The organism is Chromobacterium sp. CCUG 76385, from assembly GCF_059916625.1.
In genome coordinates this window covers 51,792-78,027 of the sequence record NZ_JAUCGU010000018.1, presented here as the reverse complement: position 1 = coordinate 78,027, position 26,236 = coordinate 51,792, and the positions used below count along the sequence as shown (strand labels likewise).

The 26,236-nt window shown below is 63.4% G+C and carries 21 protein-coding genes; 13 read left to right on the top strand and 8 right to left on the bottom strand.

Annotation, left to right across the window (positions count from 1 at the left end; genetic code table 11):
• Positions 1-160 precede the first annotated feature (160 nt).
• The 4 genes from QUG01_RS12825 (at position 161) to QUG01_RS12810 (ending at position 3,577) form a co-directional block, all read left to right on the top strand.
• A complete protein-coding gene (locus QUG01_RS12825) occupies positions 161-1,285 on the top strand; it encodes a PilT/PilU family type 4a pilus ATPase (protein ID WP_500830492.1) in 1,125 nt (374 codons plus the stop codon).
• 9 nt (positions 1,286-1,294) lie between these two features.
• Positions 1,295-1,645: an arsenate reductase gene (locus QUG01_RS12820; protein ID WP_500830491.1), complete on the top strand. Its 351-nt coding sequence runs from the start codon at positions 1,295-1,297 to the stop codon at positions 1,643-1,645.
• On the top strand, positions 1,642-2,772 hold the full coding sequence (gene dapE, locus QUG01_RS12815) for a succinyl-diaminopimelate desuccinylase (RefSeq protein ID WP_500830490.1): 1,131 nt from the start codon (positions 1,642-1,644) through the stop codon (positions 2,770-2,772). The genes QUG01_RS12820 and dapE overlap by 4 nt, the downstream gene beginning before the upstream one ends.
• A 175-nt stretch (positions 2,773-2,947) precedes the next feature.
• Entirely contained in the window at positions 2,948-3,577 is a 630-nt protein-coding gene (locus QUG01_RS12810; RefSeq protein WP_500830489.1) for a MarC family protein, read from the top strand.
• Between the two features lie 31 nt (positions 3,578-3,608).
• Here QUG01_RS12810 and QUG01_RS12805 read toward each other — a convergent pair whose 3' ends face one another.
• Positions 3,609-3,758 carry a hypothetical protein gene (locus QUG01_RS12805; RefSeq protein ID WP_500830488.1) on the bottom strand — a complete coding sequence of 50 codons (150 nt, stop codon included), beginning with the start codon at positions 3,756-3,758 and terminating at the stop codon, positions 3,609-3,611.
• Positions 3,759-4,049: 291 nt separating this feature from the next.
• Here QUG01_RS12805 and ccoG point away from each other — a divergent pair, with 291 nt between their 5' ends.
• The 3 genes from ccoG to QUG01_RS12790 all read left to right on the top strand — a co-directional run bounded on the left by ccoG (position 4,050) and on the right by QUG01_RS12790 (position 8,049).
• Positions 4,050-5,396 carry a cytochrome c oxidase accessory protein CcoG gene (gene ccoG / locus QUG01_RS12800; protein ID WP_500830487.1) on the top strand — a complete coding sequence of 449 codons (1,347 nt, stop codon included), beginning with the start codon at positions 4,050-4,052 and terminating at the stop codon, positions 5,394-5,396.
• A gap of 17 nt (positions 5,397-5,413) precedes the next feature.
• Positions 5,414-6,787: an aminotransferase-like domain-containing protein gene (locus tag QUG01_RS12795; protein ID WP_500830486.1), complete on the top strand. Its 1,374-nt coding sequence runs from the start codon at positions 5,414-5,416 to the stop codon at positions 6,785-6,787.
• Between the two features lie 116 nt (positions 6,788-6,903).
• Positions 6,904-8,049, top strand: coding sequence for an agmatine deiminase family protein (locus tag QUG01_RS12790; RefSeq protein WP_500830485.1), 1,146 nt, complete (start codon positions 6,904-6,906; stop codon positions 8,047-8,049).
• A gap of 155 nt (positions 8,050-8,204) precedes the next feature.
• Here QUG01_RS12790 and QUG01_RS12785 read toward each other — a convergent pair whose 3' ends face one another.
• Positions 8,205-8,633, bottom strand: coding sequence for a hypothetical protein (locus QUG01_RS12785; protein WP_500830484.1), 429 nt, complete (start codon positions 8,631-8,633; stop codon positions 8,205-8,207).
• 266 nt (positions 8,634-8,899) lie between these two features.
• Positions 8,900-9,463 (bottom strand): MltR family transcriptional regulator, encoded by a 564-nt coding sequence (locus QUG01_RS12780; RefSeq protein WP_500830483.1) that lies wholly within the window; start codon positions 9,461-9,463, stop codon positions 8,900-8,902.
• Between the two features lie 190 nt (positions 9,464-9,653).
• Here QUG01_RS12780 and QUG01_RS12775 point away from each other — a divergent pair, with 190 nt between their 5' ends.
• On the top strand, positions 9,654-9,899 hold the full coding sequence (locus QUG01_RS12775) for a phage integrase N-terminal SAM-like domain-containing protein (RefSeq protein WP_500830493.1): 246 nt from the start codon (positions 9,654-9,656) through the stop codon (positions 9,897-9,899).
• On the opposite strand, the gene QUG01_RS12770 is transcribed toward QUG01_RS12775, so the two are convergent.
• Positions 9,859-11,199 (bottom strand): glutamine synthetase family protein, encoded by a 1,341-nt coding sequence (locus tag QUG01_RS12770; RefSeq protein ID WP_500830482.1) that lies wholly within the window; start codon positions 11,197-11,199, stop codon positions 9,859-9,861. The genes QUG01_RS12775 and QUG01_RS12770 overlap by 41 nt on opposite strands.
• Positions 11,200-11,558: 359 nt before the next feature.
• Here QUG01_RS12770 and QUG01_RS12765 point away from each other — a divergent pair, with 359 nt between their 5' ends.
• Both QUG01_RS12765 and QUG01_RS12760 read left to right on the top strand, forming a co-directional pair.
• Positions 11,559-14,840 (top strand): DUF748 domain-containing protein, encoded by a 3,282-nt coding sequence (locus QUG01_RS12765; RefSeq protein WP_500830481.1) that lies wholly within the window; start codon positions 11,559-11,561, stop codon positions 14,838-14,840.
• 165 nt (positions 14,841-15,005) lie between these two features.
• The gene (locus QUG01_RS12760) at positions 15,006-17,858 is read left to right on the top strand and encodes an adenosylcobalamin-dependent ribonucleoside-diphosphate reductase (protein ID WP_500830480.1); all 2,853 of its coding nucleotides are present in this window, start codon (positions 15,006-15,008) and stop codon (positions 17,856-17,858) included.
• A gap of 63 nt (positions 17,859-17,921) precedes the next feature.
• On the opposite strand, the gene QUG01_RS12755 is transcribed toward QUG01_RS12760, so the two are convergent.
• Positions 17,922-18,845 (bottom strand): LysR family transcriptional regulator, encoded by a 924-nt coding sequence (locus tag QUG01_RS12755; RefSeq protein ID WP_500830479.1) that lies wholly within the window; start codon positions 18,843-18,845, stop codon positions 17,922-17,924.
• 96 nt (positions 18,846-18,941) lie between these two features.
• Between QUG01_RS12755 and QUG01_RS12750 the strand changes: the two genes are divergently transcribed.
• A complete protein-coding gene (locus QUG01_RS12750) occupies positions 18,942-19,949 on the top strand; it encodes an MBL fold metallo-hydrolase (protein ID WP_500830478.1) in 1,008 nt (335 codons plus the stop codon).
• A gap of 323 nt (positions 19,950-20,272) precedes the next feature.
• Here QUG01_RS12750 and QUG01_RS12745 read toward each other — a convergent pair whose 3' ends face one another.
• Both QUG01_RS12745 and QUG01_RS12740 read right to left on the bottom strand, forming a co-directional pair.
• A complete protein-coding gene (locus QUG01_RS12745) occupies positions 20,273-21,064 on the bottom strand; it encodes a substrate-binding periplasmic protein (protein WP_500830477.1) in 792 nt (263 codons plus the stop codon).
• Positions 21,065-21,216: 152 nt separating this feature from the next.
• Positions 21,217-21,786: a murein L,D-transpeptidase catalytic domain-containing protein gene (locus tag QUG01_RS12740; RefSeq protein WP_500830476.1), complete on the bottom strand. Its 570-nt coding sequence runs from the start codon at positions 21,784-21,786 to the stop codon at positions 21,217-21,219.
• Between the two features lie 217 nt (positions 21,787-22,003).
• Between QUG01_RS12740 and QUG01_RS12735 the strand changes: the two genes are divergently transcribed.
• Together QUG01_RS12735 and QUG01_RS12730 are read left to right on the top strand one after the other, a co-directional pair.
• A complete protein-coding gene (locus tag QUG01_RS12735) occupies positions 22,004-23,128 on the top strand; it encodes an MBL fold metallo-hydrolase (protein WP_500830475.1) in 1,125 nt (374 codons plus the stop codon).
• A gap of 178 nt (positions 23,129-23,306) precedes the next feature.
• Positions 23,307-24,653, top strand: coding sequence for a chitinase (locus QUG01_RS12730; protein WP_500830474.1), 1,347 nt, complete (start codon positions 23,307-23,309; stop codon positions 24,651-24,653).
• A gap of 83 nt (positions 24,654-24,736) precedes the next feature.
• On the opposite strand, the gene QUG01_RS12725 is transcribed toward QUG01_RS12730, so the two are convergent.
• The gene (locus QUG01_RS12725) at positions 24,737-26,230 is read right to left on the bottom strand and encodes a CoA-acylating methylmalonate-semialdehyde dehydrogenase (protein ID WP_500830473.1); all 1,494 of its coding nucleotides are present in this window, start codon (positions 26,228-26,230) and stop codon (positions 24,737-24,739) included.
• Positions 26,231-26,236 lie beyond the last annotated feature (6 nt).

Below are 26,236 nucleotides of genomic sequence, written 5' to 3'. Positions count from 1 at the left end.
AGCAGATACAACCTGTGCATTGTTTGCAGGAAGCGGTGGGGCGAGGCTACCAACTTACAATTGGGACATAGCCTTTTGTTTTGCCTCGGACAAACACAAGACCCGCCGCGGCAACTACACTATAGTGGCCTACCCAAACACGCCGTACAGGAAGCGATTCATGCTGATGTTGCCGTTTTTCAAGCTGATGGCCGAAAAAAAGGCCAGCGATCTGTTCATGACCAGCGCGGCGCCGCCGATGCTGAAAGTGGCCGGCGAATTGCAGTCGGTCAACGACAAGCCGCTGACGGCTGAAATGGTCAAACAGCTGGCCTACAGCCTGATGAGCGAACACGACATCGCCGAGTTCGAGCGCGAGCGCGAAATGAACCTGGGCCACCCCATCACCGGCCTGGGCAGCTTCCGCATCAATATTTTCTGGCAGCGCGGCTCGGTCAGCATGGTGGTGCGCTACATCATGCCCAATATCCCGTCGCTGGAAAGCCTGCAATTGCCGGCCAAGCTGGGCGAGCTGATCCAGCAGAAGCGCGGCCTGATCCTGGTGGTGGGCGCCACCGGCTCCGGCAAGAGCTCGACCGTGGCGGCGATGCTGCAGATGCGCAACCAGAACATGAAGGGCCACATCCTCACCATCGAGGACCCGATCGAGTTTCTGCACCGCCACGACCAGTCCATCGTCAACCAGCGCGAAGTGGGCTTCGACACCCTGTCTTACGAGCGCGCGCTGAAAAACGCCATGCGCGAAGCGCCGGACGTGCTGATGATAGGCGAGATCCGCGACGCGGAAACGCTGATCCACGCCATCAACTACGCCCAGTCCGGCCACCTGTGCATCTCCACGCTGCACGGCAACAACAGCTATCACATGCTGAACCGGGTGATCAATTTCTTCCCGCCGGAAAGCCGCCACTCTCTGCTGCTGGACCTGTCCGCCTCGCTGCGCGCGGTGGTGTCGCAACGGCTGGTGGCCACGGCCGACGGCAGCCGCGCGCCGGCCATCGAACTTCTGATCAATACCCCACACATAGCAGAGTTGATTCGCAGCGGCGAGATGGACAAAATCAAGGAAGCCATCGAAAGCAGCATGAGCGATGGCGCGCAAACCTTCGAGCAGGCGCTGTACCAACTGTACCGGGACGGCCGCATCACGCTGGAAGAGGCGCTGAAAAACGCCGACTCGCCAACCAATCTGTACTGGCTGGTCAATCAATCCAAAGAAAGCGGCAAAGACAAATCTGGCCCCGCCAGCGCGGCCAGCTTCGACAGCATCAAACTGGACTTGTAAACCCACCCGATGATTACCCTCTACGGCATTCCCAACTGCAATACCGTGAAGAAGGCCCGCCAATGGCTGGCCGACAACGGCATCGACTATGTCTTCCACGACTTCAAGAAACAGGGCATAGACGCCGCGCGCCTGCAGGCCTGGACCACCCAGGTGCCGCTGGCCAAGCTGGTGAACCGCCAGGGCACCACCTGGCGCGCGCTGCCGGACGACAGCAAGGCGGCCGCGGACGAAACCGCCGGCGCCATCGCGCTGATGCTGGACAAGCCGTCCGTGATCAAACGCCCGGTGCTGGAATGGGACGGCAAAGTCGGCGTCGGCTTCTCCGAGGCCGACTGGGCGGAGCGCTTCGGCAAATGAGCGCGACGCTGGATTTGACTCGCGAGCTGATCCGCCGCGATTCCGTCACCCCGCGCGACGAAGGCTGCCAGGCGCTGATGATAGACCGGCTGCAAGCCATAGGCTTCAAGGTGGAGAAGATGCGCCACGGCGACGTGGACAACTTCTGGGCGCGCAGGGGCGACGCCGGCCCGCTGTTCTGCTTCGCCGGCCATACCGACGTGGTGCCCACCGGCCCGCTGGACAAGTGGGACAGCCCGCCGTTCGAGCCGACCGTGCGCAACGGCCTGCTCTACGGCCGCGGCGCCGCGGACATGAAGGCCTCGCTGGCCGCCTTCGTCACCGCCTGCGAACGCTTCGTCGCCGAGCATCCGGACCACAAGGGCTCGTTATCGCTGTTGATCACCTCGGACGAGGAAGGCGTGGCCACCGATGGCACGGTGAAAGTGGTGGATGCGCTGGAAGCGCGCGGCGAAAGCATAGACTACTGCATCGTCGGCGAACCCACCTCCGAACAGCGCCTGGGCGACACCATCAAGAACGGCCGCCGCGGCTCGCTGTCCGGCCGGCTGATCGTGCACGGCATCCAGGGCCACATCGCCTATCCGCAACTGGCGAAGAACCCCATCCATCTGCTGGCCCCGGCGCTGGCCGAGCTGGCCGCCACGCGCTGGGACGACGGCAACGCCTTCTTCCCGCCCACCAGCTGGCAGGTGTCGAACATCCAGGCCGGCACCGGCGCCACCAACGTCATCCCCGGCCACTGCGAGCTGCTGTTCAACTTCCGCTTCTCGCCGGAAAGCACGGCGGAAAACCTGAAGGAGCGCGTGTATCAGATCCTGGACCGGCACGGCTTGGCTTATGAACTGCACTGGCAGCTGTCCGGTCAGCCCTTCATCACGCCGCCAGGCGCCTTGACTCAGGCGCTGAGCCAGGCCATCGCCGACGTGGCCGATGCCAAGGCCGTGCTGTCCACCACCGGCGGCACCTCGGACGGCCGCTTCATCAAGCGCATCGCGCGCGAGCTGGTGGAGTTCGGCCCGATCAACGCCACCATCCACAAGCTCAACGAGTGCGTGGCGGTGGCCGATATCGAACCGCTGGCCGATATCTACCGCCGCACGCTGGAAGGCCTGCTGCGGGATTGACCGTTGGCCGTCATGCTCATACGCCGCCTGATAGGCGGCGTTTTCTTTTGATATGCGCTCACCCGTTCCTGCAGGCTATGCTGAAAGCCTTCCTTCAGGCGGTGGCGCAAGCGTGCAGATTCACGTCCCCGCGGTGAATGCAAGATACTTCAGTTCACGCTAATATTGGCCGATCATGGAAATCGAAATCGCAAAAATCTTCGTCGCCCTGCTGGTTCTGGTGAATCCGCTCGGCGCCATCCCCATCTTCATCAGCCTGACGCCCAACGCCAGCCAGGAAGAAAGGCAGAAAGTCGCCAAGACCACCGCCATCGCGGTAGCCGTGGTGATGTGCCTGTTCGCCATCGTCGGCCAGACGCTGCTGCGCTTTCTGGGCATCAGCATAGGCTCGTTCCAGGTCGGCGGCGGCATTCTGCTGATGCTGATCGCGATCGCGCTGATGAACGCCAAGCCCGGCCCGACCAAAACCACCAAACAGGAGCGCGAGGAAGCCGGCCACAAGACCAATATCGCCGTGGTGCCGATGGCCATCCCGCTGATGACCGGCCCCGGCACCATCTCCACCGTCATCATCTACGCCACCACCGCCGCCTCCTGGGTGCAGGTGGTCTATCTGCTGATCAGCAGCCTGCTGGTGGCGCTGACCTGCTTTGGCGCGCTGACGCTGGCCACCCCGCTGACCCGCCTGCTGGGCCAGACCGGCATCAATATCGTCAATCGCGTGATGGGCATGCTGCTGGCCGCGGTATCGGTGGAAATCATCGTCGATGGCCTGTACCGGCTGTTCCCGCAATTGACTCGCTAAAAGACACTGGCCTGCCCGCGCAGGCCATTGCTTATACCGTCCACCACGAGGCAAGCAGCATCTTCACGCCAGCCCAGCCAAAAGCCAGCGCAAGAACAGCCTGGAAGCTACGTCTCACCTTCAGATAGCCTTCGCGCGCCGCCGCTGTCGAAACAAGCAGCGCCAGGTACAGCAGATACACGCCGCAGACCGTGACGGGCTTAAACCATGCGCACAGTTTTGAATGTCGATCTCGCCGCTTGAAAATGCGCCCACAGCAGATGGCCAGGACGCCACGCTCCCGCAAAGCGCAGCCCGCTCAAATTTGACGCGGATCAAACCTAGTTCGCCCTTTTTCTATCCGATCTAGAACGCAAAGCCTTGCTGTAAGCATACAGATGCATCTGTATACATATTTTCACCGCATTCTGTTCATTGTTTGTACTGATGGCGGGCAGTACAAATAGCCCATTTTCATAGCGCGGTGGCAGCCATGTCCAAGCCCGAAATACAGCCGGTTCCAATCAAAATCCATCCCCGTCTCACCAGCGGCCGCTTCAACAACCTGCGCGTCGGCATGGTGCTGCTCACGCAGCTGATATTCTTCGGCGTGCCCTGGCTGCAATGGAACGGCCGCCAGGCCGTGCACTTCAACCTGGCGGAGCATCACTTCCTGATCTTCGGCATCAGCCTATGGCCGCAGGATTTCATCTATCTGGCGGCGCTATTGGTGGTATCGGCGCTGGGCCTGTTCCTGTGGACCACGCTGGCCGGCCGGCTCTGGTGCGGTTACAGCTGCCCTCAAACTGTATACACCCAGATCATGATATGGATAGAACGGCTGGTGCAGGGCGACCACCTGGCCCGCCGCAAGCTGGACGCCGCGCCGATGAGCGCCGGCAAATTCATCAAGAAAGGCGGCACCCAGCTGCTGATGGGGGCGTTTTCGCTGTGGACCGGCCTGACCTTCGTCGGCTACTTCACGCCGATACGCGAACTGGCCACGCTGCAGGTGGGACCGTGGGACCTGTTCTGGACGCTGTTCTACGCCGGCTTCACCTGGCTGCTGGCCGGGGTGCTGCGCGAGAAGGTCTGCCTGCACATGTGCCCATACGCGCGCTTCCAGGGCGCGATGTTCGACGACCACACCCTGATCATCTCCTACGACGAGCGGCGCGGCGAACCGCGCGGCAAACAGCAGGCCAAGAGCGAAAACGCCGTCAAGGGCTGCGTGGACTGCGGCATCTGCGTGCAGGTCTGCCCCACCGGCATCGACATCCGCAACGGCCTGCAATATGAGTGCATAGGCTGCGCCGCCTGCATCGACGCCTGCGACCAGGTGATGGACAAGCTCAAATCGCCGCGCGGGCTGATCCGCTACACCAGCGCCCAGGCGCTGCAGGGCAAACCCGCGCCGGCCAAGTCGCTGCACCGGCCGCGCATCGCGGTGTATTCCTGTCTGCTCGCCGGCATCATCGTGGCCTCCACCACCGCGCTGGCGCTGAAGAAGCCGTTCAAGGTGGACGTGCTGCGCGACCGCGCCAGCCTGGTGGAGCAGAGCGACGACGGCATGCTGCAGAACCGCTACAACCTCAGGCTGATCAACACCACCGAACAGGCGCAGCGCTATAGCGTGACGGTGGAGGGACTGCCCAGCATCCGCATGGAGCGCCCCGATCAGGTCTTCGACGTCAAGCCGGCGCACACCGAAACCGTGGTGGTGCGCGTGCAAGCCGATCCCGAGCACGCCCGCCGCGGCGCCCACCCTATCCACTTCGTGATACGCTCGCTGAACGATGACGTCACCGTCAAGGAAAAATCCAGCTTCATCGGCGAATAAACCGGCAGGAAAAGTGCATGAACAAAACCGGCCAACTGAGCCAACGCTTCCGTCACGCCATCGAACAGGGCCACCTGCGCGCCGGAGACCGCATGCCCTCGCTGCGCAAGGTGTGCCAGGATCACAAGATCAGCATCACCACCGCCCAGCGCGCCTATGCCGAACTGGAACGGCTGGGGCTGATTGCGTCCCTGCCCCGCTCCGGCTTCCGCGTGCTGGCGCGCGCCGCGCCCAGCACGCTGACAATGGACGGCGACGGCAGCGACGTCCGCATCGAGCATCTGACCGCCGCGCTGCCCATGCCCTGGGGCTGTCCCTACATCAATCCGGCGCTGATCAACACCACGCCGCTTAACCGCGCCCTGGCGCGGGCGTTGGGCGACTACCGCTACGCGCTGGCCGGCCAGACCAGCACCGGCTACGAAGGGCTGCGCCGCGAGCTGGCGCTGCGCTATCTGGCGCAAGGCGTGGAGCTGGACGGCGAGGAGCTGCTGGTCACCTGCGGCGCGATGGAGGCGCTGAGCCTGGCGATACGCGCGGTAGCCCGGCTGGCCGGCAACGCGGCAATGCTGGTGCTGACGCCGGCCTTTCCGGCGCTGTTCGACCTGCTGGAGCAACTGGGCATTGCCGTCCACACCTTGGCCACGCCGCCAGGCCAGGCGCTGGACCTGGAGCGGCTGGATCAGCTGATCGTCCAGCATCGCCCTGCCGCCATCCTGGCGATGGCCAATTTTCAGCACCCCACCGGCCTGACGATGAGCGACGCCGACAAGCAGGCGCTGCTGACGCTGGCGGACCGCCACCGCGTCCCCATCATCGAGGACGACACCTACCGCGAGCTGTACTTCGGCGAAAACGCCCCATTGCCGCTGAAAGCTTATGACCGGCACGGCAGCGTGCTGCACTGCGCCTCGTTCAGCAAATCGCTGGCGCCGGGCTACCGCGTCGGCTGGATCGCCGCCGGACGCTATCGCGACAGCATCATCGGCCTGAAGCTGTGCAGCTCCTTGTCCACGCCGCTGCCGAGCCAGCTGGCCCTGGCGCGGCTGCTGGCCGGCGGCCAGCACGAGGACATGCTCAGCCTGCTGCGCGGCCGGCTGCAAGCCAACTGGCACGCGCTGAGCCAGCAACTTTCCACCCAATTGCCAAGCGGCAGCCGCCTGGTCACGCCGCAAGGCGGTTATTTCCTGTGGCTGGAACTGCCGCCGGGCATGGACTGCCGCCGCCTGCTGCCGCAGGCGATGCAGATGGGCATGCACTACGCGCCCGGTTCGCTGTTCTTCCGCGACAGCGAGCCCAGGCAGCATGCGCTGCGGCTCAACTTCAGCTATTACGACCCATTGCAGCAGCGCGAAGGCGCGGCCACCCTGGCGGCGCTGCTCTCCGCCTGAGCCGCATTGCCGCCACCGGAAAATTCGCCAAGCCTGTCCGTCAGCAGCTATCTCTAAAGCATGAGCCTAGGGTCTGTTGACGTTTGCTTATGCAAAGCTGCTTGCCGGGGGCGAGAATGAACCGACGCCATTTTCTGAAACAAACCGCCTGGCTATCGGGCGGCGCGCTGCTGGGCGGCTGTCTGTCCGATAGCCGCTCCCACCCGGCTTCCAATCCGCCGCCGCCCGCGGCGGCCATGCGGCCTGCCAGGCTGCAGGCCGCCGGCTGGCGCATGCCGGACGAGGGCGAGCCGCACGCCGCCACCTGGATGGCCTTCGGCGCCCAGGCCGCGATCTGGGGTGATCGCCTGCTTCCGCCCGCGCAACGCAATCTGGCGCAAATCGCCCGCGTCATCGCCCAGTTTGAGCCGGTACGCATGCTGGCGCCGGCAGCCAGCATGGAGCTGGCGCGGCGGCTGTGCGGGGATGGGGTGCAGTTGATCGCCCAGCCCTTGGACGATATCTGGATGCGCGACACCGGACCGGTATTCGTGCACAACGCCCAGGGCCAGCTGGCAGGCGCCGGCTTCAATTTCAACGGCTGGGGCGGCAAGCAGGAATACGGCTGGGACCGCGCCGTGGCCGCCGCCGTCTGCGAGCGCGCCGGCGTTCCGCTGCTGAAGAGTTCGCTGATATTGGAAGGCGGCGCGCTGGAAGCGGACGGCGACGGCACCGCCATCCTCACCGAAAGCTGCGTGCTCAATCCCAACCGCAATCCCAATGTAGACAAAGCCGGCTGCGAGGCCGAGCTGAAACGGCTGCTGGGCGTGGACAAGGTGATCTGGCTGCCCGGCATCGCCGGCCGCGACATCACCGACGGCCACACCGATTTCTACGCCCGCTTCATCCGCCCCGGCGTGGTGATCGCCGGCGTGGACAGCGACCCGTCCTCATTCGACCACGCGGTGACGCAACGCCATCTGGCCATTCTGCGGCGGGCCACCGACGCCAAGGGCCGCCGGCTGCAAGTGGTGACCTTGCGCGGCCCGGACAAGGTCAGGCCCGACTACGACAGCAAATCCTTCGCCGCCGGCTACGTCAACTTTTACGTCTGCAACGGCGCGGTGATCGCGCCGCAGTTTGGCGACGACGATGCCGACGGCAACTGCCGCGACATCCTGCGCGAGCAATTCCCAAACCGCGAAATCGTGCAGCTGAACATCGACGCGATAGCCGCCGGCGGCGGCGGCATCCACTGCGTCACCCAGCAGCAGCCGGCGTGAATGGGTGCGGGATGGCCATGCAAGCGGTGCGCAAACTACCTTGCCATGTGTGAAGACCAGTCTGAATGAGACTAACGAAAAAGCTAAGACGGGTTTCGCGCAAGGCATGGGACCTTGCAGCAGCCGTAGAATGCGCGTTCAACGCATTGTTAGGACTATTTTTTGTCATTTCCATCACTCTTGCGTGCCAAGATAAATATTTGCAAAACTGCGAAGATGATTGGAAACAAAACCCATAACCATTCCGGGATATAAAACCCGGAATTTTTACTATATGCCGCACTGGGATCGATATTTACGTTAATAGACGGATTTTCAGGACTGTAATAAATATTAAGCTCATCACCCTCCTTTAGTGCATTGCAATCCACACTGCCATTAAACCCTTTATTTGAGTATTTCTTTCCACTCACATTAAATGTGTAATAAAACTCGCCATGATTAGTGCAATTCATTGATGCTATATGACCAACAGCAATTTTGTAGTTCCTTGCCAATTCTTTATATTCCAGTGCTTGGTTGTAGCAAGAAGTAAGAAACATGCTAAAAAAAATGGCCAATATCACTGTGTAAAACTTATGCATGCACAAAAGACCTAACGGGAACTCAAGCCGCGCCGACAAGGCGACGGCTTGAATAAATTATTAGAGCCCGATCAGCAGAACTCAAGCAATCCGTCTGGAATGACCTGACGGGCAAGAGTGTCCACAGAGGCGATGTACTAGAAATCCGGACCAGAGAGGTAGGTTGGGCTGAAAAAATGAAGCCCAACATTTACCAAGACAATATACCCATACAATATAATCTCTCACTCCACAGCTAAAGTTTTGCCTCGCAAAACTAGCCAAGCCTACTGGTCGTTTGATTTATGCAACAGAGTCCAATGCATGTCAAACCGGCCTGCTAAATAAACAACAGTGAACTGAAAACGTAGTCGTTCCTTTGTGGGAGGAGCAGAGGCATCCTTGAGTTTGGGCATTTCACTTTGCTCTACCTTTTCCCTATAAAACTCTGCAGCACTAACTGCGTGATCCGCCCCTTGCAAATGCATTGTTATTTGAATAATTTCGTTGTCGGCGAATGACTTCCCACTGTACTCATGGGCGGCCTTGTTTCTGATTTTTCTGATGCGCTCCAAGTCTTCAAATTCCCACTTTTCAATGAGACCAAGGCAGTAGGCAAGCTTAATTCTGGATGAAAAAGAAGAGAGTGGCCCCATGCCTGAAAATAGTGCCTCTGCCGCATGCTTGGCTACGTGATCGTTGCGCTCCAGTCGAGAGCGAAGATACAGACCTAACGTCTCATCTAGGACACTTGCACCAATAAGGATGCAGCCCCGATCAGACTCTGAGAACATTTCTGTGAACAGCTCTTCAAAGCGTTGTCTAGATTCTTCGTCGGTAAGGTTGCTCATACTGAATGCCTAACACTTAATTGGTCACCCCGATGTCGGGTGAAAACTCCAAGAGTTTGATATGTAAAAATTATGCTTTCAAGATTATCGCATTTAAGATCATCATGACAATCAGCAGCTTGCTTCTTGCTAGGACCTAACCTGGACGAAACCCACACTTGTTAGGCGCAACGGTAGCCACATTTACTAGATCAGGTTTCGTGCCCACGTTCGGGTAAAGCATTATCACTTGCGAACCGTGCAGAGACATATGGACTGGATTCGCCGCTTCATTCCGTTTCATAGTAAGCACGCCTGCTCCGCAGCACCAAACACCTGCCCCCCCCCCCGCCGCATGACACAAAAACGCCCTCCAGCCCATAGGGCGGGAAGGCGTGTACGCATGGCTAATACGGTTAGACGTGCAACAACAGGAAGCGCCGCTCCCATGGGCTGATCACGTCGAAGTACTCGCGGTACTCGGCTTCCTTGATCGCGGCGTAGGTTTCGACGAAATGCTCGCCGAACAGCTCCGCCAGCGGCTTGCAGCGCAGCAGCATGTCGATGGCGTCGTCCAGGTGGCGCGGCAGCTGGTGCGGCTGTTCGTAGGCGCTGCCGGACAGCGGGTCGGACGGGTCTGTCTTCTCCAGCATGCCCAGATAGCCGCAGGCCAGGCTGGCCGCCATCGCCAGATACGGGTTGACGTCCACGCCGGCCAGGCGGTTTTCCACGCGCCGCGCTTCCGGCCCGGAGTGCGGCACGCGCAGGCCGCAGGTGCGGTTGTCGTAGCCCCAGCTCAGGTTGATGGGCGCCGAGGTGTAGCGGCTGAGGCGGCGGTAGGAGTTCACATACGGCGCGAAGAAGGGCATGGCGGCCGGCAGGTATTTTTGCAGCCCGCCGATGAAGTGCAGGAAGGCCGGCGACGGTTCGCCATTGTCCTGGCTGAAGATGTTGCGACCGCTGGCGATGTCCACCACGCTCTGGTGCATGTGCATGGCGCTGCCGGGCTGGCCCTGCATGGGTTTGGCCATGAAGGTGGCGTACATATTGTTGCGGATGGCCACTTCGCGCACGGTGCGCTTGAACAGGAAGACCTGGTCGGCAAGCTGCAGCGGGTCGCCGTGATCGAGGTTGATTTCCATCTGCGCCGTGCCCATCTCGTGGATCAGCGTGTCCAGTTCCAGGCCCTGCGCCTCGCACCAGTCGTACATCACGTCGAAGATGTCGTCGTATTCGTTGACGGCGTCGATGGAGAAGCTCTGCATGCCGGCCTCGGTGCGGCGGGTGCGGCCCACGGGCGGGCGCAGCGGCAGGTCTTCGTCGGGCTGGATTTCCACCAGGTAGAACTCCATCTCTGGGGCGATCACCGCCTTCCAGCCCTTGTCTTCGTACAGCTTCAGGATGCGCTTGAGCACATTGCGCGGCGCCAGGTCCACCGCCTGGCCGTCAAAGCTGTAGCAGTCGTGGATGATTTGCGCCGTCGGCTCGCGGTTCCACGGCACCGGGCGCAGCGTGCTGGCGTCCGGGATCAGCTTCATGTCGGGATCAGCCACGGAGGTGAAGTCGCGGTCCGGGTAATCGCCGGTCACCGTCATCGACAGCACCGCTTCCGGCAGACGCAGCCCCTCGGCGGGGTTGTATTTGTGGCGCGGCACGATCTTACCGCGGGCGAGGCCGGTCATGTCCGGGATCAGACACTCCACCTCGGTGATGTTATGTTGGTCAAGCCATTGATTGATGGTATGGGCACTGTCCATAAAGCCTCTGTTACGTGTGCGCGCCCGAACTGCTGAGCAGTTGGGCCGGATGGGCCAGCGTGTGTCGCCTGCCTGCCTGAAGCAGGAACAGGGCGCGCTCGGCCAGTTGCGGCGGCTTGGCCGCCTTTGAAAAAACGGTGGAAGACCGGCCTTGCCGGTGGCGCTGCTGCAAAATGATCCCCCTTTCGTGATAAATATTTGGCAAATTTCGCGTTCAAGATTTTGAACGCCTCTCCATCCTAGCCAGCCCTTTTGTCTGCCTGCAACGTGCAAGACGTTTCTTTTGGTCAATCATGGTCAACAATAGGACAAACAACGCAACAGGACGGCGGCGTGAAAGTGCATTAGAATTAAACGATATGAATACCGATGCCCATGCCAACCACGCCGCTCCCTCCCCCGCCCCCCGCAAACCGCGTCGCTGGCTGCGCTGGCTGGCGCTAGCCATCGCCTTGCTGCTGGCCTTCTGGGCCTTCTTAGGACTGGCCGCGCCGCGCATGCTGCAGCAGGCCGCGTCCGATTGGGCGCGCAAGCATGGCCGGCAACTGGCCATCGCCGAGGTTCGCATCGTGCCCTGGAGCATGGAACTGACGCTGAACGGCGTCGCCCTGCGCGAAGCCGACGGCCGCCCCCTGTTCATGGCGCGCCGCCTGTACTTGAATGCCGACCTGTATGCGCTGCTGCTGGGCCGCTGGCAAGCCAGCGAATTCACGCTGGATACGCCGCAGCTGTGGCTGGAGCGCGACGCCCAGGGCAAGTGGAACTGGGAAAAGCTGGCGGCGGATATCTCTGGACCGGCCAGACTGGACAGCGGTTCCACCCCGGAGAAACTGCCCAGGCTGAAAATCGACGCGATCAACCTGCGCGGCGGCCAGATCCGCATCAGCGACCACGAAGTCGGCCAGGCTGAGCGCTTTCGGCTGATGCCGATCAATCTGAGCCTGAGCAACCTGTCCACGCTGGCTGAAAACGGCCGCTACGCGCTGCATGCGGAACTGGAAGGGGGCGGCCGCTTCGACTGGCGCGGCAGCATGCAGCTGCAGCCGCTGCAATCCAGCGGAGAAGCGCACATCGGCAGCCTGCCCTTGGCCACCGCCTGGGACTATGTCCATCCCTACTTCGCCGTCGACAAGCCGGAAGGCGCGTTGACTGTGGACGCGCGCTACCAGCTCGACCTGAGCGGCAAAACGCCTGAGCTGACGGTATCGTCATTGAACGCCAGCCTGCAGGGCTTGAAGCTGAAAGGGCCGGGCGGCGGCGCGCTGGCGCTGCCTGAGCTGAAAGTGGAAGGCGGCGCGCTGGATCTGTCCCACGCCCTGCTGACCGTTGACCGCATCGAACTGAACGGCGGCCAGCTCAGCGCCGGCCGCAACGCGGCGGGCCAGCTGAACTGGCTGCAGGCGCTGCGGCTGCCGCCTGCGGCGCCGGCCAAGCCCAGCAAGGTCTCGCCCTGGCTGGTCAAGGTGGAAAGCATACGCCTCAACAACTGGCATGCGGCCTGGACCGACCAAACCTTCATCCAGCCGCTGAAACTGGAAACCGGCATCCCGCGACTGCAAACCAAGCTGACCCTGGACCCGGAGCGTGGCTTGCGGCTGGACAACGCCGGGCTGCAGCTGGCCGACCTGCAACTGAGCAGCGGCGGCGTATCCTGGCTGAGCCTGCCCCGCGCCGAGCTGTCGCCGACTCGGATAGACCTGAAACAACGCCAGCTCGAACCGGGCGACCTCGCGCTGAACGGCCTGCAACTGACGCTGCAACGCGAACGCGACGGCAAGCTGCAATTGCAGAAGCTGCTGGCGCAGCGCCCTCAGGCCAAGGCGGAAAAATCCGCGCGCGGCCCGGCGTGGGCGCTGGCCTATCCCGATATCGAACTGCAAAACGGCAGTCTGCGCTGGCGCGATCTGAGCCTGCCCAAAGCGCTGGAATATCGCCTGGACAAGCTCAACGGCGAGTTGGAAGTCAACGATGACGACAAGCTGTCGCTGGACCTGTCCGCCCGCGCCGGCAGCGGCGGGCTGCGCGCCAAGCTGGATATCGACCCGGAAAAAACGGCCGCGCGCGGCAGCATCAAGTTGGATGCCCTGCCGCTGGCGCCGCTGGCGCCGTACGGCCTGACCGGCACCGCACTGAGACTGAGCGGCGGCGCGGCCAGCGCCGACCTGAAACTGGACGCGGCCTCCGCCGCCAAATGGCAGCTGTCCGGCCAGCTCAAACTAGCCAAGATGACGCTGCAGGAGCCGGGCGAGCCGCTGCCCTTGCTGGGCTGGAACAGCCTGAGCCTGAGCCAGCTGCAAGCTCAGGGCATGCCGCTGAAAGTCAGCATCAACGACGTGCGGCTGGATCAGCCGCGCGCCCGGCTGATCCTGGACCCGCAACGCCGCCTGAACTGGCAACAGATCTTCGCCGGCAAGCACGGCGGCAAGGCGGCAGCGGCTCCGTCGGCGCCGCTGCCGCAGGTCGACGTGCGCAGCGTCCATGTACAGAACGGGGCGGTGGAGTTCGCCGATCACGGCATGACCCCGGATTTCGCCACCCGCATGCATCACTTGCGCGGCAGCATCCAGAATCTGTCCACCCGCGCCGATGCCCGCGGCCGCATCACGCTGGACGGCGCGGTGGATCAGTACGGCGAGGTCAAGGTGCGCGGCGCATTGTCGCCGCTGTCGCCGACCGACAGCACCGACATCCGCCTGGACTTCCATAACCTGGCGCTGAACAACCTCAATACGTACTCGATGAATTTCGCCGGCTGGCAGGTCAAGGACGGCAAGCTGTCGCTGGAATTGCGCTACCTGCTGGACCACCGCCAGCTCAAGGGCGAGAACCGCATCGTGATCGACTCCATCCAGCTGGGCGAGGAGCTGAAGGGCGACAAAGGCCCGCATCTGCCGCTGCGGCTGGCCGTGGCGCTGCTGGAAGACAGCAACGGCCGCATCGATCTGGACCTGCCGGTGGCCGGCAGCCTGGACGATCCGCAGTTCAGCTACGGCCAGGTGATCTGGAAAGCCTTCGTCAACATCGTCACCAAGGTGGCCACCGCGCCGTTCCGCGCCTTGGGCGCCCTGCTGGGCGGAGAAGGTTTCGACGACATCCGCTTCGTCGCCGGCGAGGCCCATGTCAGCCCGCCGGAGCGCGAAAAACTGGACAAGGTTGCCGCCATGATGGCCAAACGTCCCAAGATGCAGATCGCCATCGCCGGCGGCTACGCGCCGGACGCGGACAGCGCACAGCTGGCGCGCGCCCGCGTCGACACGGCGGTGCTGGCCGCCGCCGGCCATCCGCCGCTGGACGACGAGCCGCTGCCGGTGCTGGACTTGAAAGATGCGCCGACGCAAGCGGCCATCAAGACCGTGTACGGCCGCCTCATCGGCCGGATGAAGCTGCTGGGCCATGTGCTGAAACCGGGCGGTCCGTCCGGCGAGGCGCTGGCCAAGCAGCTGCGCGATGAAATGCTGGCGGCCCAGCAAGTCAGCCAGGCCGACCTGGTCAAACTGGCCGGATTGCGCGCGGAAAACGCCCGCAAGGCCATGCTGCGCCACCAGCCGACGCTGGCGGATCGCATCACGCTGGACGCGCCGCAAAAGACCTCGGCCAACCGCGACGGCGTGGAACTGGCGGTCAAGATCACCGCGAAATAGCGACGCGGCGTTGCGGCTGCGGTACAATCGCAAGCGGCACACAACACAATAGCTTGCGTTTCAACACCGGACGGCGTAACAACATATAGTGTGCTACGCCGTTTTTTCACGCCCACGCAGCCATGCCGTCGTCGTCGAACACCGTTTCAGAAGGATGAGCGTTCCATGCAGCAGGAAAACATCGCCGCCATGGCGGAGCAGGACATCTCGCGCGAGGTGTTGCTGGAGAAATATGCCAAGAACGGCGAACAGAGCGTCAGCGAAGTCCGCCACCGTGTCGCCCGCGCGCTGGCCGCGCTGGAAAAAGATCCGGCCCGTTTCGAGCCGCTGTTTTTCGAGGCGCTGGACAAGGGCTTCATCCCGGGCGGCCGCATCAACTCCGCCGCCGGCACCGAACTGTCCGCCACGCTGATCAACTGCTTCGTGCAGCCGGTGGGCGACTCCGTCTCCGAAACCGAGCGCGGCAAGGTAGGCATCTACCAGGCGCTGCTGCAGGCGGCCGAAACCATGCGCCGCGGCGGCGGCGTGGGCTACAACTTCTCGCGCATCCGCCCCAAGGGCGCGCACGTGAAGGGCACCAACAGCCGCGCCTCCGGCCCGGTGTCGTATATGCGCGTGTTCGACCGCAGCTGCGAGACGGTGGAGTCGGCCGGCGCGCGCCGCGGCGCGCAGATGGGCGTGCTGGATATCAGCCACCCGGACGTGGAAGACTTCATCCACGCCAAGGACCAGGGCGACCTGCGCAACTTCAATATCTCGGTCGGCGTGTCCGACGACTTCATGCGCGCGGTGGAAGCCGACGGCGACTGGCAGCTGACCCACGCGGTGCCGCCGAACTCCGACGCCTTCCCCGACAGCTTCCAGCGCGAAGACGGCCTGTGGGTGTACCGCGCCGTGCGCGCCCGCGAGCTGTGGCGGCAGATCATGGCCTCCACTTACGACCACGCCGAGCCGGGCGTGCTGTTCATGACCCGCATCAACCAGGACAACAATCTGTCCTACTGCGAGGTCATCGAATCCACCAACCCCTGCGGCGAACAGCCGCTGCCGGACTATGGCTGCTGCGACCTCGGCTCGATCAACCTCACCCGCCACGTGCGCGCGCCGTTCGGCGAGCAAGCCAGCTTCGACTTCAAGTCGTTCGAGAAAGTGGTGCGGATGGCCATCCGCATGCTGGACAATGTGCTGGATCTGACAGTCTGGCCGCTGCAGGAACAGCAGCGCGAGGCGATGAACAAGCGCCGCGTCGGCCTCGGCTTCACCGGCCTGGGCGACGCGCTGATCATGCTGAAGATACGCTACGACAGCGAGGAAGGCCGCCGCTTCGCCGCCCGCATCGCCGAAACCATGCGCGACGCCGCCTACGACGCGTCAGTGGACCTGGCCATCGAGAAAGGCGCCTTCCCGCTGTTCGACGCCGAAAAATACCTGGCCGCGCCGCACTGCGCCAGCCGGCTGCCGGAGAAGATCCAGGCGCGCATCCGCAAGCACGGCATCCGCAACTCGCACCTGTTGTCGATTGCGCCCACCGGCACCATCTCGCTGGCCTTCGCCGACAATGCGTCCAACGGCATCGAGCCGCCGTTCTCGTGGTTCTACACCCGCAAGAAGCGCATGGCGGACAACACGCAGCAGGAATATCTGGTGGAAGACCACGCCTACCGCGTGTGGCGCATGCAGGGCGGCGACACCGCCAAGCTGCCTGACTACTTTGTTTCCGCGCTGGAAATGAGCGCGCTGGACCATATGCGCATGGTGGCCGCCGTGGCGCCGTACGTCGACACCGCCATCTCCAAGACCGTCAACGTGCCGGCCGACTATCCGTTCGAGGACTTCGAGAGCCTGTACCTGGAAGCCTGGCGCGCGGGCCTGAAGGGGATCACCACCTACCGGCCCAACAATGTGCTGGGCTCGGTGCTGTCGGTGGAGCCGGCGCAATCCGCCGCCGCGCCGCAGGACCTGTCCGGCGCCGCCAGCGACCCGGACCGCCGCGTCACGCTGAACACCGCGCCCACGCCGGCCCTGTCCAGCCTGAAATGGCCGAACCGCCCCAAGCTGAAGGAAGGCAATCCGTCGTGGACCTTCATGGTGGAAGGCGACGCCGGCGATTTCGCCGTGGTGGTGGGCCATATGGAAAACGGCCGCGCCACGCCGTTTGAATGCTGGGTCAACGCCACCGACGAACAGCGCGGCCTGTCCGCCATCGCCAAGACGCTGTCGATGGACATGCGCTGCCGCGACCGCGCCTGGCTGGCCGCCAAGCTGGACGCGCTGTCGCGCACCAACGGCGACAAGCGCTACCGCTTCGCGCTGGGCGACAAGACCATACACGCCACCTCGGCCGCCGCCGCGCTGGGCCAGGTGGTTCGCCACCGCGTCGAGCAATTGGGGGCGCTGACGCTGGAGGCCGGCGAAGCCACGCCGGTGATGGACGCCCTGTTCGCGCGCAAGGAGCCGAAATCCGGCAGCGACGGCACCATGAGCTGGTCGGTGGATGTGGTGAACCCGCAAACCGGCGACGACTTCGTGCTTTTCGTCAAAGAGCTGGTGCTGCCCAATGGCAAGCGCCGGCCGTATTCGGTGTGGCTGGCAGGCGCGTATCCGCGCGAACTGGACGGCCTGTGCAAGATGCTGTCGCTCGACATGCGGGTGATCGACCCGGCCTGGATAGGCCTCAAACTGCGCAAGCTCTTGAACTACGCCGAGCCGCAGGGCGACTTCTTCGCCCGCATCCCGGGCATGGAAAAATCGCAAAGCTGGCCGTCCACCGTCGCCTATCTGGCGCGGCTGATCATCCACCGCTACGCCATGCTGGGCGTGCTGACCGAAGAAGGCGTGCCGGTGGAGGAAATGGGCGTGATGGTGCCGGAACAGAGCGACCTGTTCGCCCTGGAAGCGCCGTCCATGCTGAAGCCCTTGGCCGGCAAGGCCTGCCCGGAATGCGGCAACCACGCCTTGATCAAGAAGGACGGTTGCGAGTTCTGCACCGCTTGCGGCCATGTGGGGGCCTGCGGCTGAGTCAAGCCCCTTCTTTCAAGCAGGCCCCGCGTCGATCCGGCCCGGGGCCTTTTTGCCGCCCGCTTACCCGGGCTGCCGCGCCGCCTCGGCGACCAGGCCGCGCAGCCATTGCAGCGCCGGGTCCCTATCCTTGACCGCGTGCCAGAACATCGATAATTCAAACTCCGGCGATGGCAGCGGCAAGGGATGGGCATGCAGATTCTGGTAATCGGCCCAATGCTGGGCCAATGCCGAAGGCACGCTGGCCAGCGCCTCCGCTTCGCGCAGCAGGCTGGGCAAGGCGCTGAATTGCTGCGTGGTATACAGCACCCGCCGCTGCAGGCCCTGCTCCGCCAGCAACTGGTCGATGCCGCTCTGGAAGACGCCGCGGTAGGTAACCAATAGATGAGGATGCGCAATGTAGTCCGACAGCGACAGCCCGTCCTCAAACCGCAGCCGCGCGGCGTGGTGCACGCAACTGAAACCCATCTTTGCCAGCGGCTGGCTGCGCATCCATCCCGGCTCCGCCCGCAGCGTGGCGATGCCCAGCTCCATCTCATGCCGCTCCAGCATGGCCACGGCCTGAAAGGGGTCGGTAGCCTTGACCGCAATCCTCATCCCCGGCGCCTGGCGGCGCAATTCGGCGAACACCCTCGGCATCAGCCAGGCTTCCACCCAATCCGGCATCGCCAGCGTGAAGGTGCGCTCGGCGCGGCCCGGATCGAAACGCTCGGACTGGAACAACGCCGCCTGCACCCCTTGCAGCGCCGGCAGCAACTCGGCCTCCAGCCGCAAGGCGCGCGGTGTCGGCTCCATGCCGGCCGCGGTGCGCACCAGCAGTTCGTCGTCGAACAGGCTGCGCAGCCGCGCCAGCGCGCCGCTCATCGCCGGCTGCCCCAGGTAAAGCTGCTCGGCCGCACGCGAGACGCTGCGCTCGCGCATCAACACCAGAAAAGCCACCAACAGATTGAGATCGACGCCCCTGAAATCTCTTTCGCTGATAGTCATTATCTTTCCAATCGATTTGAACGATATGACTGCGTATTGGAACATGCAGGCAAGCCCAACGGCAAATCGCCGCGGACATACCAGACAGGAGCCATCATGAAACTCAGCCGAAAAATGCAAACCCTCGCCGCCAGCCTGGCGCTGGCTACCGCCGCCGCCACGCTGCTGCCGGCTTTCCCCAGCTACGCGGCGGCGCCGCAAGTTCGCGTCCAGGCGCCCGGCTATTACCGGATGATGCTGGGCCAGTTCGAGGTCACCGCCGTCTCGGACGGCACGGTGAAAGTCCCGCTGGACAAGCTGCTCAACGGAGAGGAAGCGCAACAGATACGCAGCCTGCTGGAAAACGGCTTCCAGACGCCGGGCCAGGCGGAAACCTCGATCAACACCTTCCTGATCAATACAGGCGGCAAACTGCTGCTGGTGGACAGCGGCGCCGGCAAGCTGTTCGGCGCCAATGTAGCCGGCCGGCTGCAGCAAAACCTACGCGCCGCCGGCTACCGGCCTGAAGACATAGACGCGGTGCTGCTCACCCATGTCCACCTCGACCATTCCGGCGGCCTCGCCATGGCCGGCAAGCGCTTATTCCCCAACGCCGACATTTATCTGAGCCAGAAAGAAGCCGATTTCTGGCTGAATCCAGCCAACAAGGCCAAGGTGGCGGGACCGCGCGCGTCCGGCTTCGACCAGCGCAAGGGGTTCGACCAAGCGCAGGCTTCGCTGGCGCCCTATCTGGCGGCCGGCAAGGTGAAAACTTTCGAAGCCGGCGTCGAACTGTTCCCCGGCATCCGCGCCATCGCCACCCCCGGCCACACCCCGGGCCATGTCTTCTACGAAGCAAGCAGCGATGGCGCCCGCATGCAGTTCTGGGGCGACGCCGTGCACGCCCAGCAGGCGCAGTTCGCGCACCCGGAAATCGCCATCGATTTCGACGTCGACTCGGCCAGCGCAATCGAACAGCGGCGCAAGGCCTTTGCCGATGCCGCTGCCCACGGCTACTGGGTGGCCGCCGCGCACATCGCCTTCCCCGGCATCGGCCACGTACGCAACGACACCCGCGCTTTTGCCTGGGAACCGGCCAATTACAGCCTGGAACGACTCAACTGAAACCTGGCGGCGAAAAGGCCCTGGAAATCTTCCAGGGCCTTTCGTCGGGAGCAAGGCCGGGTTCAACGGCTAGGGGCTGTTGACGTACGAGCCGCGCTGCAACATATTGAAGGCCCACGCTGTATTGGGGTCGAACGCCAGGCTGCCCGGCATGCGCGTGCGGGAGCAACGGGCAAGCTGGGATGATGAAGCATTGGCCAAGCGGTTGGGGATGTCGCCTTTATGGCGCCAAGGTGCGATTGCGCCAGCCATTCAAAGCATGACAAACGCAGATCACCGATCTCCAGCCCAATCCCTTGGCGCCCGCCAACAAGCAACGGGCCTCAGTGCGGAACGTACTGGTTCAGTAGTTTGTCGAGCTGGCCGGCATCCTGCATCTGTTGCAGCTCCTGGTTGACCAACTGCTGCAACTGCGCGCCCCTGGGGTTTTTGCGGGTGAAGATCATGTGGAAGGCATTGCCCGGCATGCCCGGCAGCGGCTTGCGGCCAATTTTGGGGTCGCTGATGATATTGGTGCTGCCCAGCCGGTCCAGCCCGACCAACACCTCGTAATCCTCGGCGAATAAATCAAAACGGTCTGCCAACAGCGCCCGGCCCAAAGTCGGATAATCGGCAGTGCGCACCATGGCGTCCTTATTGACCGCGGTCAGCGCGGAATAGGCATAACCCTTGATGCCGCCCAAGCGATAGCGGCCCAGATCGGCCTGGCCCGTAACATTTACGCCATCCGGATATTTGATTTTGGAATAGAACACGTAATAGTGGGTCTGGTAATACGGCTTGGAAAACAGAAACTGCTTTTCGCGTTCCGGATTCTTACTGGCGCTCAGCGCCATCAGATAGGTTTCCGCATTTTCTATCGACGCCAGGCAGCGCTTCCAGGGCAGCAAATTGATCTGAAACGGAATGTGATGCTTGTTGAGAATGGCGGTGATCACGTCTACCGAGTAGCCGGTGATCTCCGCCGTGGCCTGATGGTTGTAACGCAAATAATAGGTGTACGGCGGCCATTCGTCGCCGTCGTCGCAAATATGCAGCAGGCTGCGGTCCAAGTCCTGGGCCAGGCCCAGCGCAGGAAAAAACAGCAGCGCGGCGAGTGTTGAACGTGTCTTCATAGTGGTTGCCTGCGGCGGTACGCTATCTTGATCACATCAATATAGACGGCGCGTGAAGCGCTGCCGTATCTTCTGCTTGGCGCGCTTTAGCCTTTCCCATGGGACGCAAGCGGCGGAAGATGCGCCTCCAGCCCAATGCTTGCCGGGGCAAATCAGCGAGCGGCGGGTTGGCTGCAGATGCAGTTGATATAGGAGCCGCCCTGCAGCATATTGATCAGGCCCACGCTGTATTGAGGGTCGAGCGCCAGGCTGCCGTCGGAACATCCGGGCATGCCGTGTTCGCGGACATAGTCCGGCGCGACATAATCCGCGCCGTGCATGGCCAGATTGCGCTCGCGCATATGGGTGTTGTGGGGTCCCATGCCATCCAGCCGCAATGACAGGCCGTGGCTCCCGAAAAAGGTATCGGAGGCGCGGCATACGCCCAGGCACGTCGCATTGGATCCGGGCTCGTCGGAAAACTCGCTGACGCGCAGCCGATTGGCGTCGGGATCGCTCCCCCCGCCGTGCGCCACCAGAAAACGCTGGACCATGCCCTCCAGCGTATCGAACACGAACAAACGCGCCTCGGTCGAGGGCAGGGCAAAATCCGCCACCGCCCAATACATCAGGCTGGCGCGCGGATAGCGTTCCCGCTGCACCGCCAGCATATCCAGCACCGCGCCATCAGGCAGCGACTCCTGCCGGCACAGCCGCAATAATGTTGCCTCCAGTTCGTCCACCTTAGCCCCCGCGGTCTCGTCGTTGCGGCTTATTTGATGATTTGCCTGCCCATTCGTTTTTCATTCTAGCCCAGGCCTAAACCTGGCAAGCGCAGGGACGATAGTAAAAACCGCAAACTCCGCCAGCCGCGAACAGTCCAAGCTCGACGCCGCCTGCATGCATGTCTACAGTAGGCGCAGGTCCAAGATGGGCCGCCATTGAACGATGAGGATTGCGATGAAAGCATTAGGCAAGAAACCGGACGGCGCGCGGCTGGAGCGGATGCGCGCCTCGCCCATGTGGGCTGGCGACGGCTTCCGCAACATCTATCCCATTGCGCCCGGCCTGCGCGACCCAACAGTGAAAATGCCGTCGCTGAAGGACTTTCTGTGCGGCGGCGAGCGGCGCGTGCCGAACGGGCCGCTGCCCACGCTGGACCCGCGCCATGCTTGGCGCAAAGCGCCGGAATCCGGCCTGCGCGCCACCTGGCTGGGCCACTCCAGCGTGCTGATCGAAATCGACGGGCTGCGCCTGCTGACCGACCCGGTATGGGGACCGCGCGCCTCGCCCACCCGGCTGGCCGGACCCAAGCGCTTCCAGCCGGCGCCGGTGAAGTTGAAGGAACTGCCGCCGCTGGACTTGGTGCTGGTCTCGCACGACCATTACGACCATCTGGACTATCCCACGATACGCGAGCTGGCCAAGACGCCGGCGCCTTTCGTCACCTCGCTGGGCGTCGGCGCGCATCTGGAAGCCTTCGGCGTGCCGCGCGAACGCATCACCGAACTGGACTGGTGGGAGAGCTACCAACACCCCGGCTCCGAACTCGTCGTCACCGCCACGCCGTCGCAGCACTTCTCCGGCCGCGGCCTGAAAGACCGCAACGCCACGCTGTGGTCCTCGCTGTCGATGCGCACGCCGCGCCATTCCGTCTTCTTCAGCGGTGATACCGGCTTGACCGGCCAGTTCGAAGAGATTCGGGAAAGGCTGGGCGCCTTCGATCTGGTGATGCTGGAAGTGGGCGCCCATCATCCCGCCTGGGGCGACATCCACCTGGGTCCCGACAACGCGCTGAAAGCGCTGGAGCTGCTGGGCGGCGGCGCCTTCCTGCCGGTGCACTGGGGCACCTTCAACCTGGCGATGCATGCATGGGATGCCCCGGCCGAAACGCTGCTGGCGAGCGCCGAGCGGCACAATGTCCGGCTCTTGATGCCGCGCCAAGGCGAGGCGGTGGAGCCGGCCCATGCCGAACGCGCCGCGCCATGGTGGCGCGGGGTGGATAGCGTCGCCCTGCCCCAGGAACCCGGCGCGGCAGAGGCCGATGCCGCGGTGCCGAAGTCCATGCCCTGGCCGCTGGACTGATCTGCGCCACCGCCCCCAGACCAAAATGTAAAAATCAAAAGTTCATGCACTTTTCCCATTGAGCATTTACTCCAAGCGCGTATATTTCACATTGCTGATAAGTGATGGCTTCTTTTTAAATCATTTACTTGCCAGCAAGCTGCCGCACTCTATTCGACGGGCATCAAGGAGAAAATGCATGAAGAAGACGCTTACCGCAGTTTCCGCGCTGGCCGTAACGGCGGCCTGCCTCAGCAGCCCGGCCGTCCAGGCCCGCGCCTTTGCGCCGTATGTGGACATGACGCTATGGCCGACGCCGCAAATCGACAAGATAGGCGTCAACCAAGGCATTCAGCAGTTCACGCTCGCCTTCGTCGTCGCCCAGAACGGCTGCAACCCATCCTGGGGCGGCGTGCTGCCGATTCCCGGCTCCAGCAGCGATCAGCAATCCACCGCCATCAGCGCCGGCATCGCCAATTTCCGCGCCAAGGGCGGCGAGGTGATGGTGTCCTTCGGCGGCGCCAACGGCACCCCGCTGCAACACGCTTGCACCAGCAACGCTAGCCTGCAGGCCGCCTACCAGACCGTGCTGGACACTTACAAGCTGAACCGCATCGATTTCGACATCGAGGGCAATGCGCAGGCCGAAACCGCCGACAACAACCGCAACTTCGAGGTGGTGGCCGCGCTGCAGAAGAACTACAAGGCCAAGGGCAAGACGCTGCATGTGTCGCTGACCCTGCCGGCAATGCCGTTCGGCCTGACCCAGGATGGCCAAAACGTGCTCAAGTCGGCGCTGGACAAAGGCGTGGCGCTGGACACCGTCAACATCATGGCCATGGACTACGGCCAGCACACCGCCGACATGGGCACCGCCGCCAAGCAGGCGGCGCAGGCGCTGTACGGCCAACTGGACGCGGCCTACAAGGCGCATGGCCAGACCCTGACCGACGCCCAGCTGTGGCAGAAGGTTGGCGTCACGCCGATGATAGGCCTGAACGATACCCAGCCGGAAACCTTCACCGTCGCCAACGCCACCAATCTGTATGGCATGGCCAACAGCAATAACTTCGGCCTGCTGTCAATGTGGTCGGTCAGCCGCGACAAATCCTGCCCGGGCAACGGCAGCTATGTGGACGCGCAATGCTCCGGCATCGTGCAGACGCCTTACGCCTTCAGCAATGTGTTCAAGGGCTTCAAAGACCACTGGGGCAGCGGCGTCACCCAGGACCCCAACTATGGCGGCGGCAGCGGCGGCGACGGACCCGTGAACGGCCAGCCGTGGTCAGCCGGACAAACTTACAATACCGGCAATACCGTGACCTATGCCGGCGCCACCTGGACGGCCCAATACTGGACCCAGGGCAATACGCCGGGCCAATCCGCCGCCTGGCGGCAAACTGCCGGGCCGCTGCAGCCGTGGAACGTCAACGTGGCGTATCAGGGCGGCGACTGCGCCAGCTATCAGGGCGCCAAATATTGCGCCAAATGGTATGCGCAAGGCATCGTGCCGACGGCTGGGGATCCGTGGTACCGCTCCAACTGATCCCAAGCGTCTTGATCAGCAAGGCCGGGCCTATGCCCGGCCTTTTTGCATGATGGCCGCGCCGGGGTCGCTACAACGACGGATTACAGGCTTGGAAACGCGAACTGCGAAGCCTCGTGGCTGGCGCGCTGCGGCCAGCGCTGGGTCACCGCCTTGCGCCGGGTGTAGAAGCGCACGCCGTCCGGGCCGTAGGCGTGCAAGTCGCCGAACAGCGACCGCTTCCAGCCGCCAAAGCTATGATAGGCCACCGGCACCGGCAGCGGCACATTGATGCCCACCATGCCCACCTCCACCGTGTCGGCGAACAAGCGCGCCGCCTCGCCGTCGCGGGTGAAGATGCAGGTGCCGTTGCCGTATTCGTGGGCATTGATCAGCGCGATCGCCTCTTCCAGGCTGCCCACCCGCACCACGCACAAGACCGGGCCGAAGATTTCTTCTTTATAAATCCGCATGTCCGGCCTCACGCGGTCGAACAGGCAACCGCCGAGAAAGAAGCCGCCCTCGTGGCCCGGCACCTTGATCCCTCGGCCGTCGACCACCAGCTCCGCGCCGGCCGCCACGCCATCGGCGATATAGCCGCTGACCTTGTCCAGGTGCGCGCGCGTCACCAGCGGCCCCATGTCCAGTGCCGGCGAAGTGCCCGGCCCCACTTTCAAGGCCTGGATCTGCGGCGCGAGTTTGGCGATCAGCGCGTCGGCCGCCCGGTCGCCGACGCAGACGGCGACGGAGATGGCCATGCAGCGTTCGCCGCAGGAGCCGTAGGCCGCCCCCATCAAGGCGCTGACCGTATTGTCGAGGTCGGCGTCCGGCAGCACCACCGCATGGTTCTTGGCCCCCCCCAGCGCCTGCACCCGCTTGCCGCGGCGGCTGCCCTCGGCGTAGATGTATTCGGCAATCGGCGTGGAGCCGACGAAGCTGACGGCCTTGACCTCAGGCGCGGCCAGCAGCGCGTCCACTGCTTCCTTGTCGCCATGCACCACGTTCAGCACACCCTTGGGCAGGCCGGCCTCGTGCAGCAGGCGGGCGATCAGCAGCGTGGAGCTGGGATCGCGCTCCGACGGTTTGAGGATGAAGGTATTGCCGCAGGCGATGGCCAGCGGATACATCCACAGCGGCACCATGGCCGGGAAGTTGAACGGCGTGATGCCGGCCACCACGCCCAGCGGCTGGAAATCGCTCCAGGCGTCGATGGCCGGGCCTACGTTGCGGCTGTACTCGCCCTTCAGCAACTCCGACGCGGCGCAGGCGTATTCCACGTTCTCGATGCCGCGCCTCAGCTCGCCGGCGGCATCCTCCAGCGTCTTGCCATGCTCGCGGCTGATCTGCACCACGATCTCGGCTTCGTGCTGCTCCAGCAGCTGCTTGAAGCGGAACAGCACTTGCGCCCGCTTGGCCGGCGGCGTGTCGCGCCAGGCCGGAAACGCCGCCTGGGCTGCGGCCACCGCCTGCGCCACGGTGGCGGCGTCGGCTAACGGCACTTCATGAATGGTCTCGCCGGTAGACGGGTTGAAAACCGGGGCGCGGCGGCTGCCGCCGACACAGGCCTCGCCATCGATCAGATGCTGCAAAGTGCTCATGTTCGG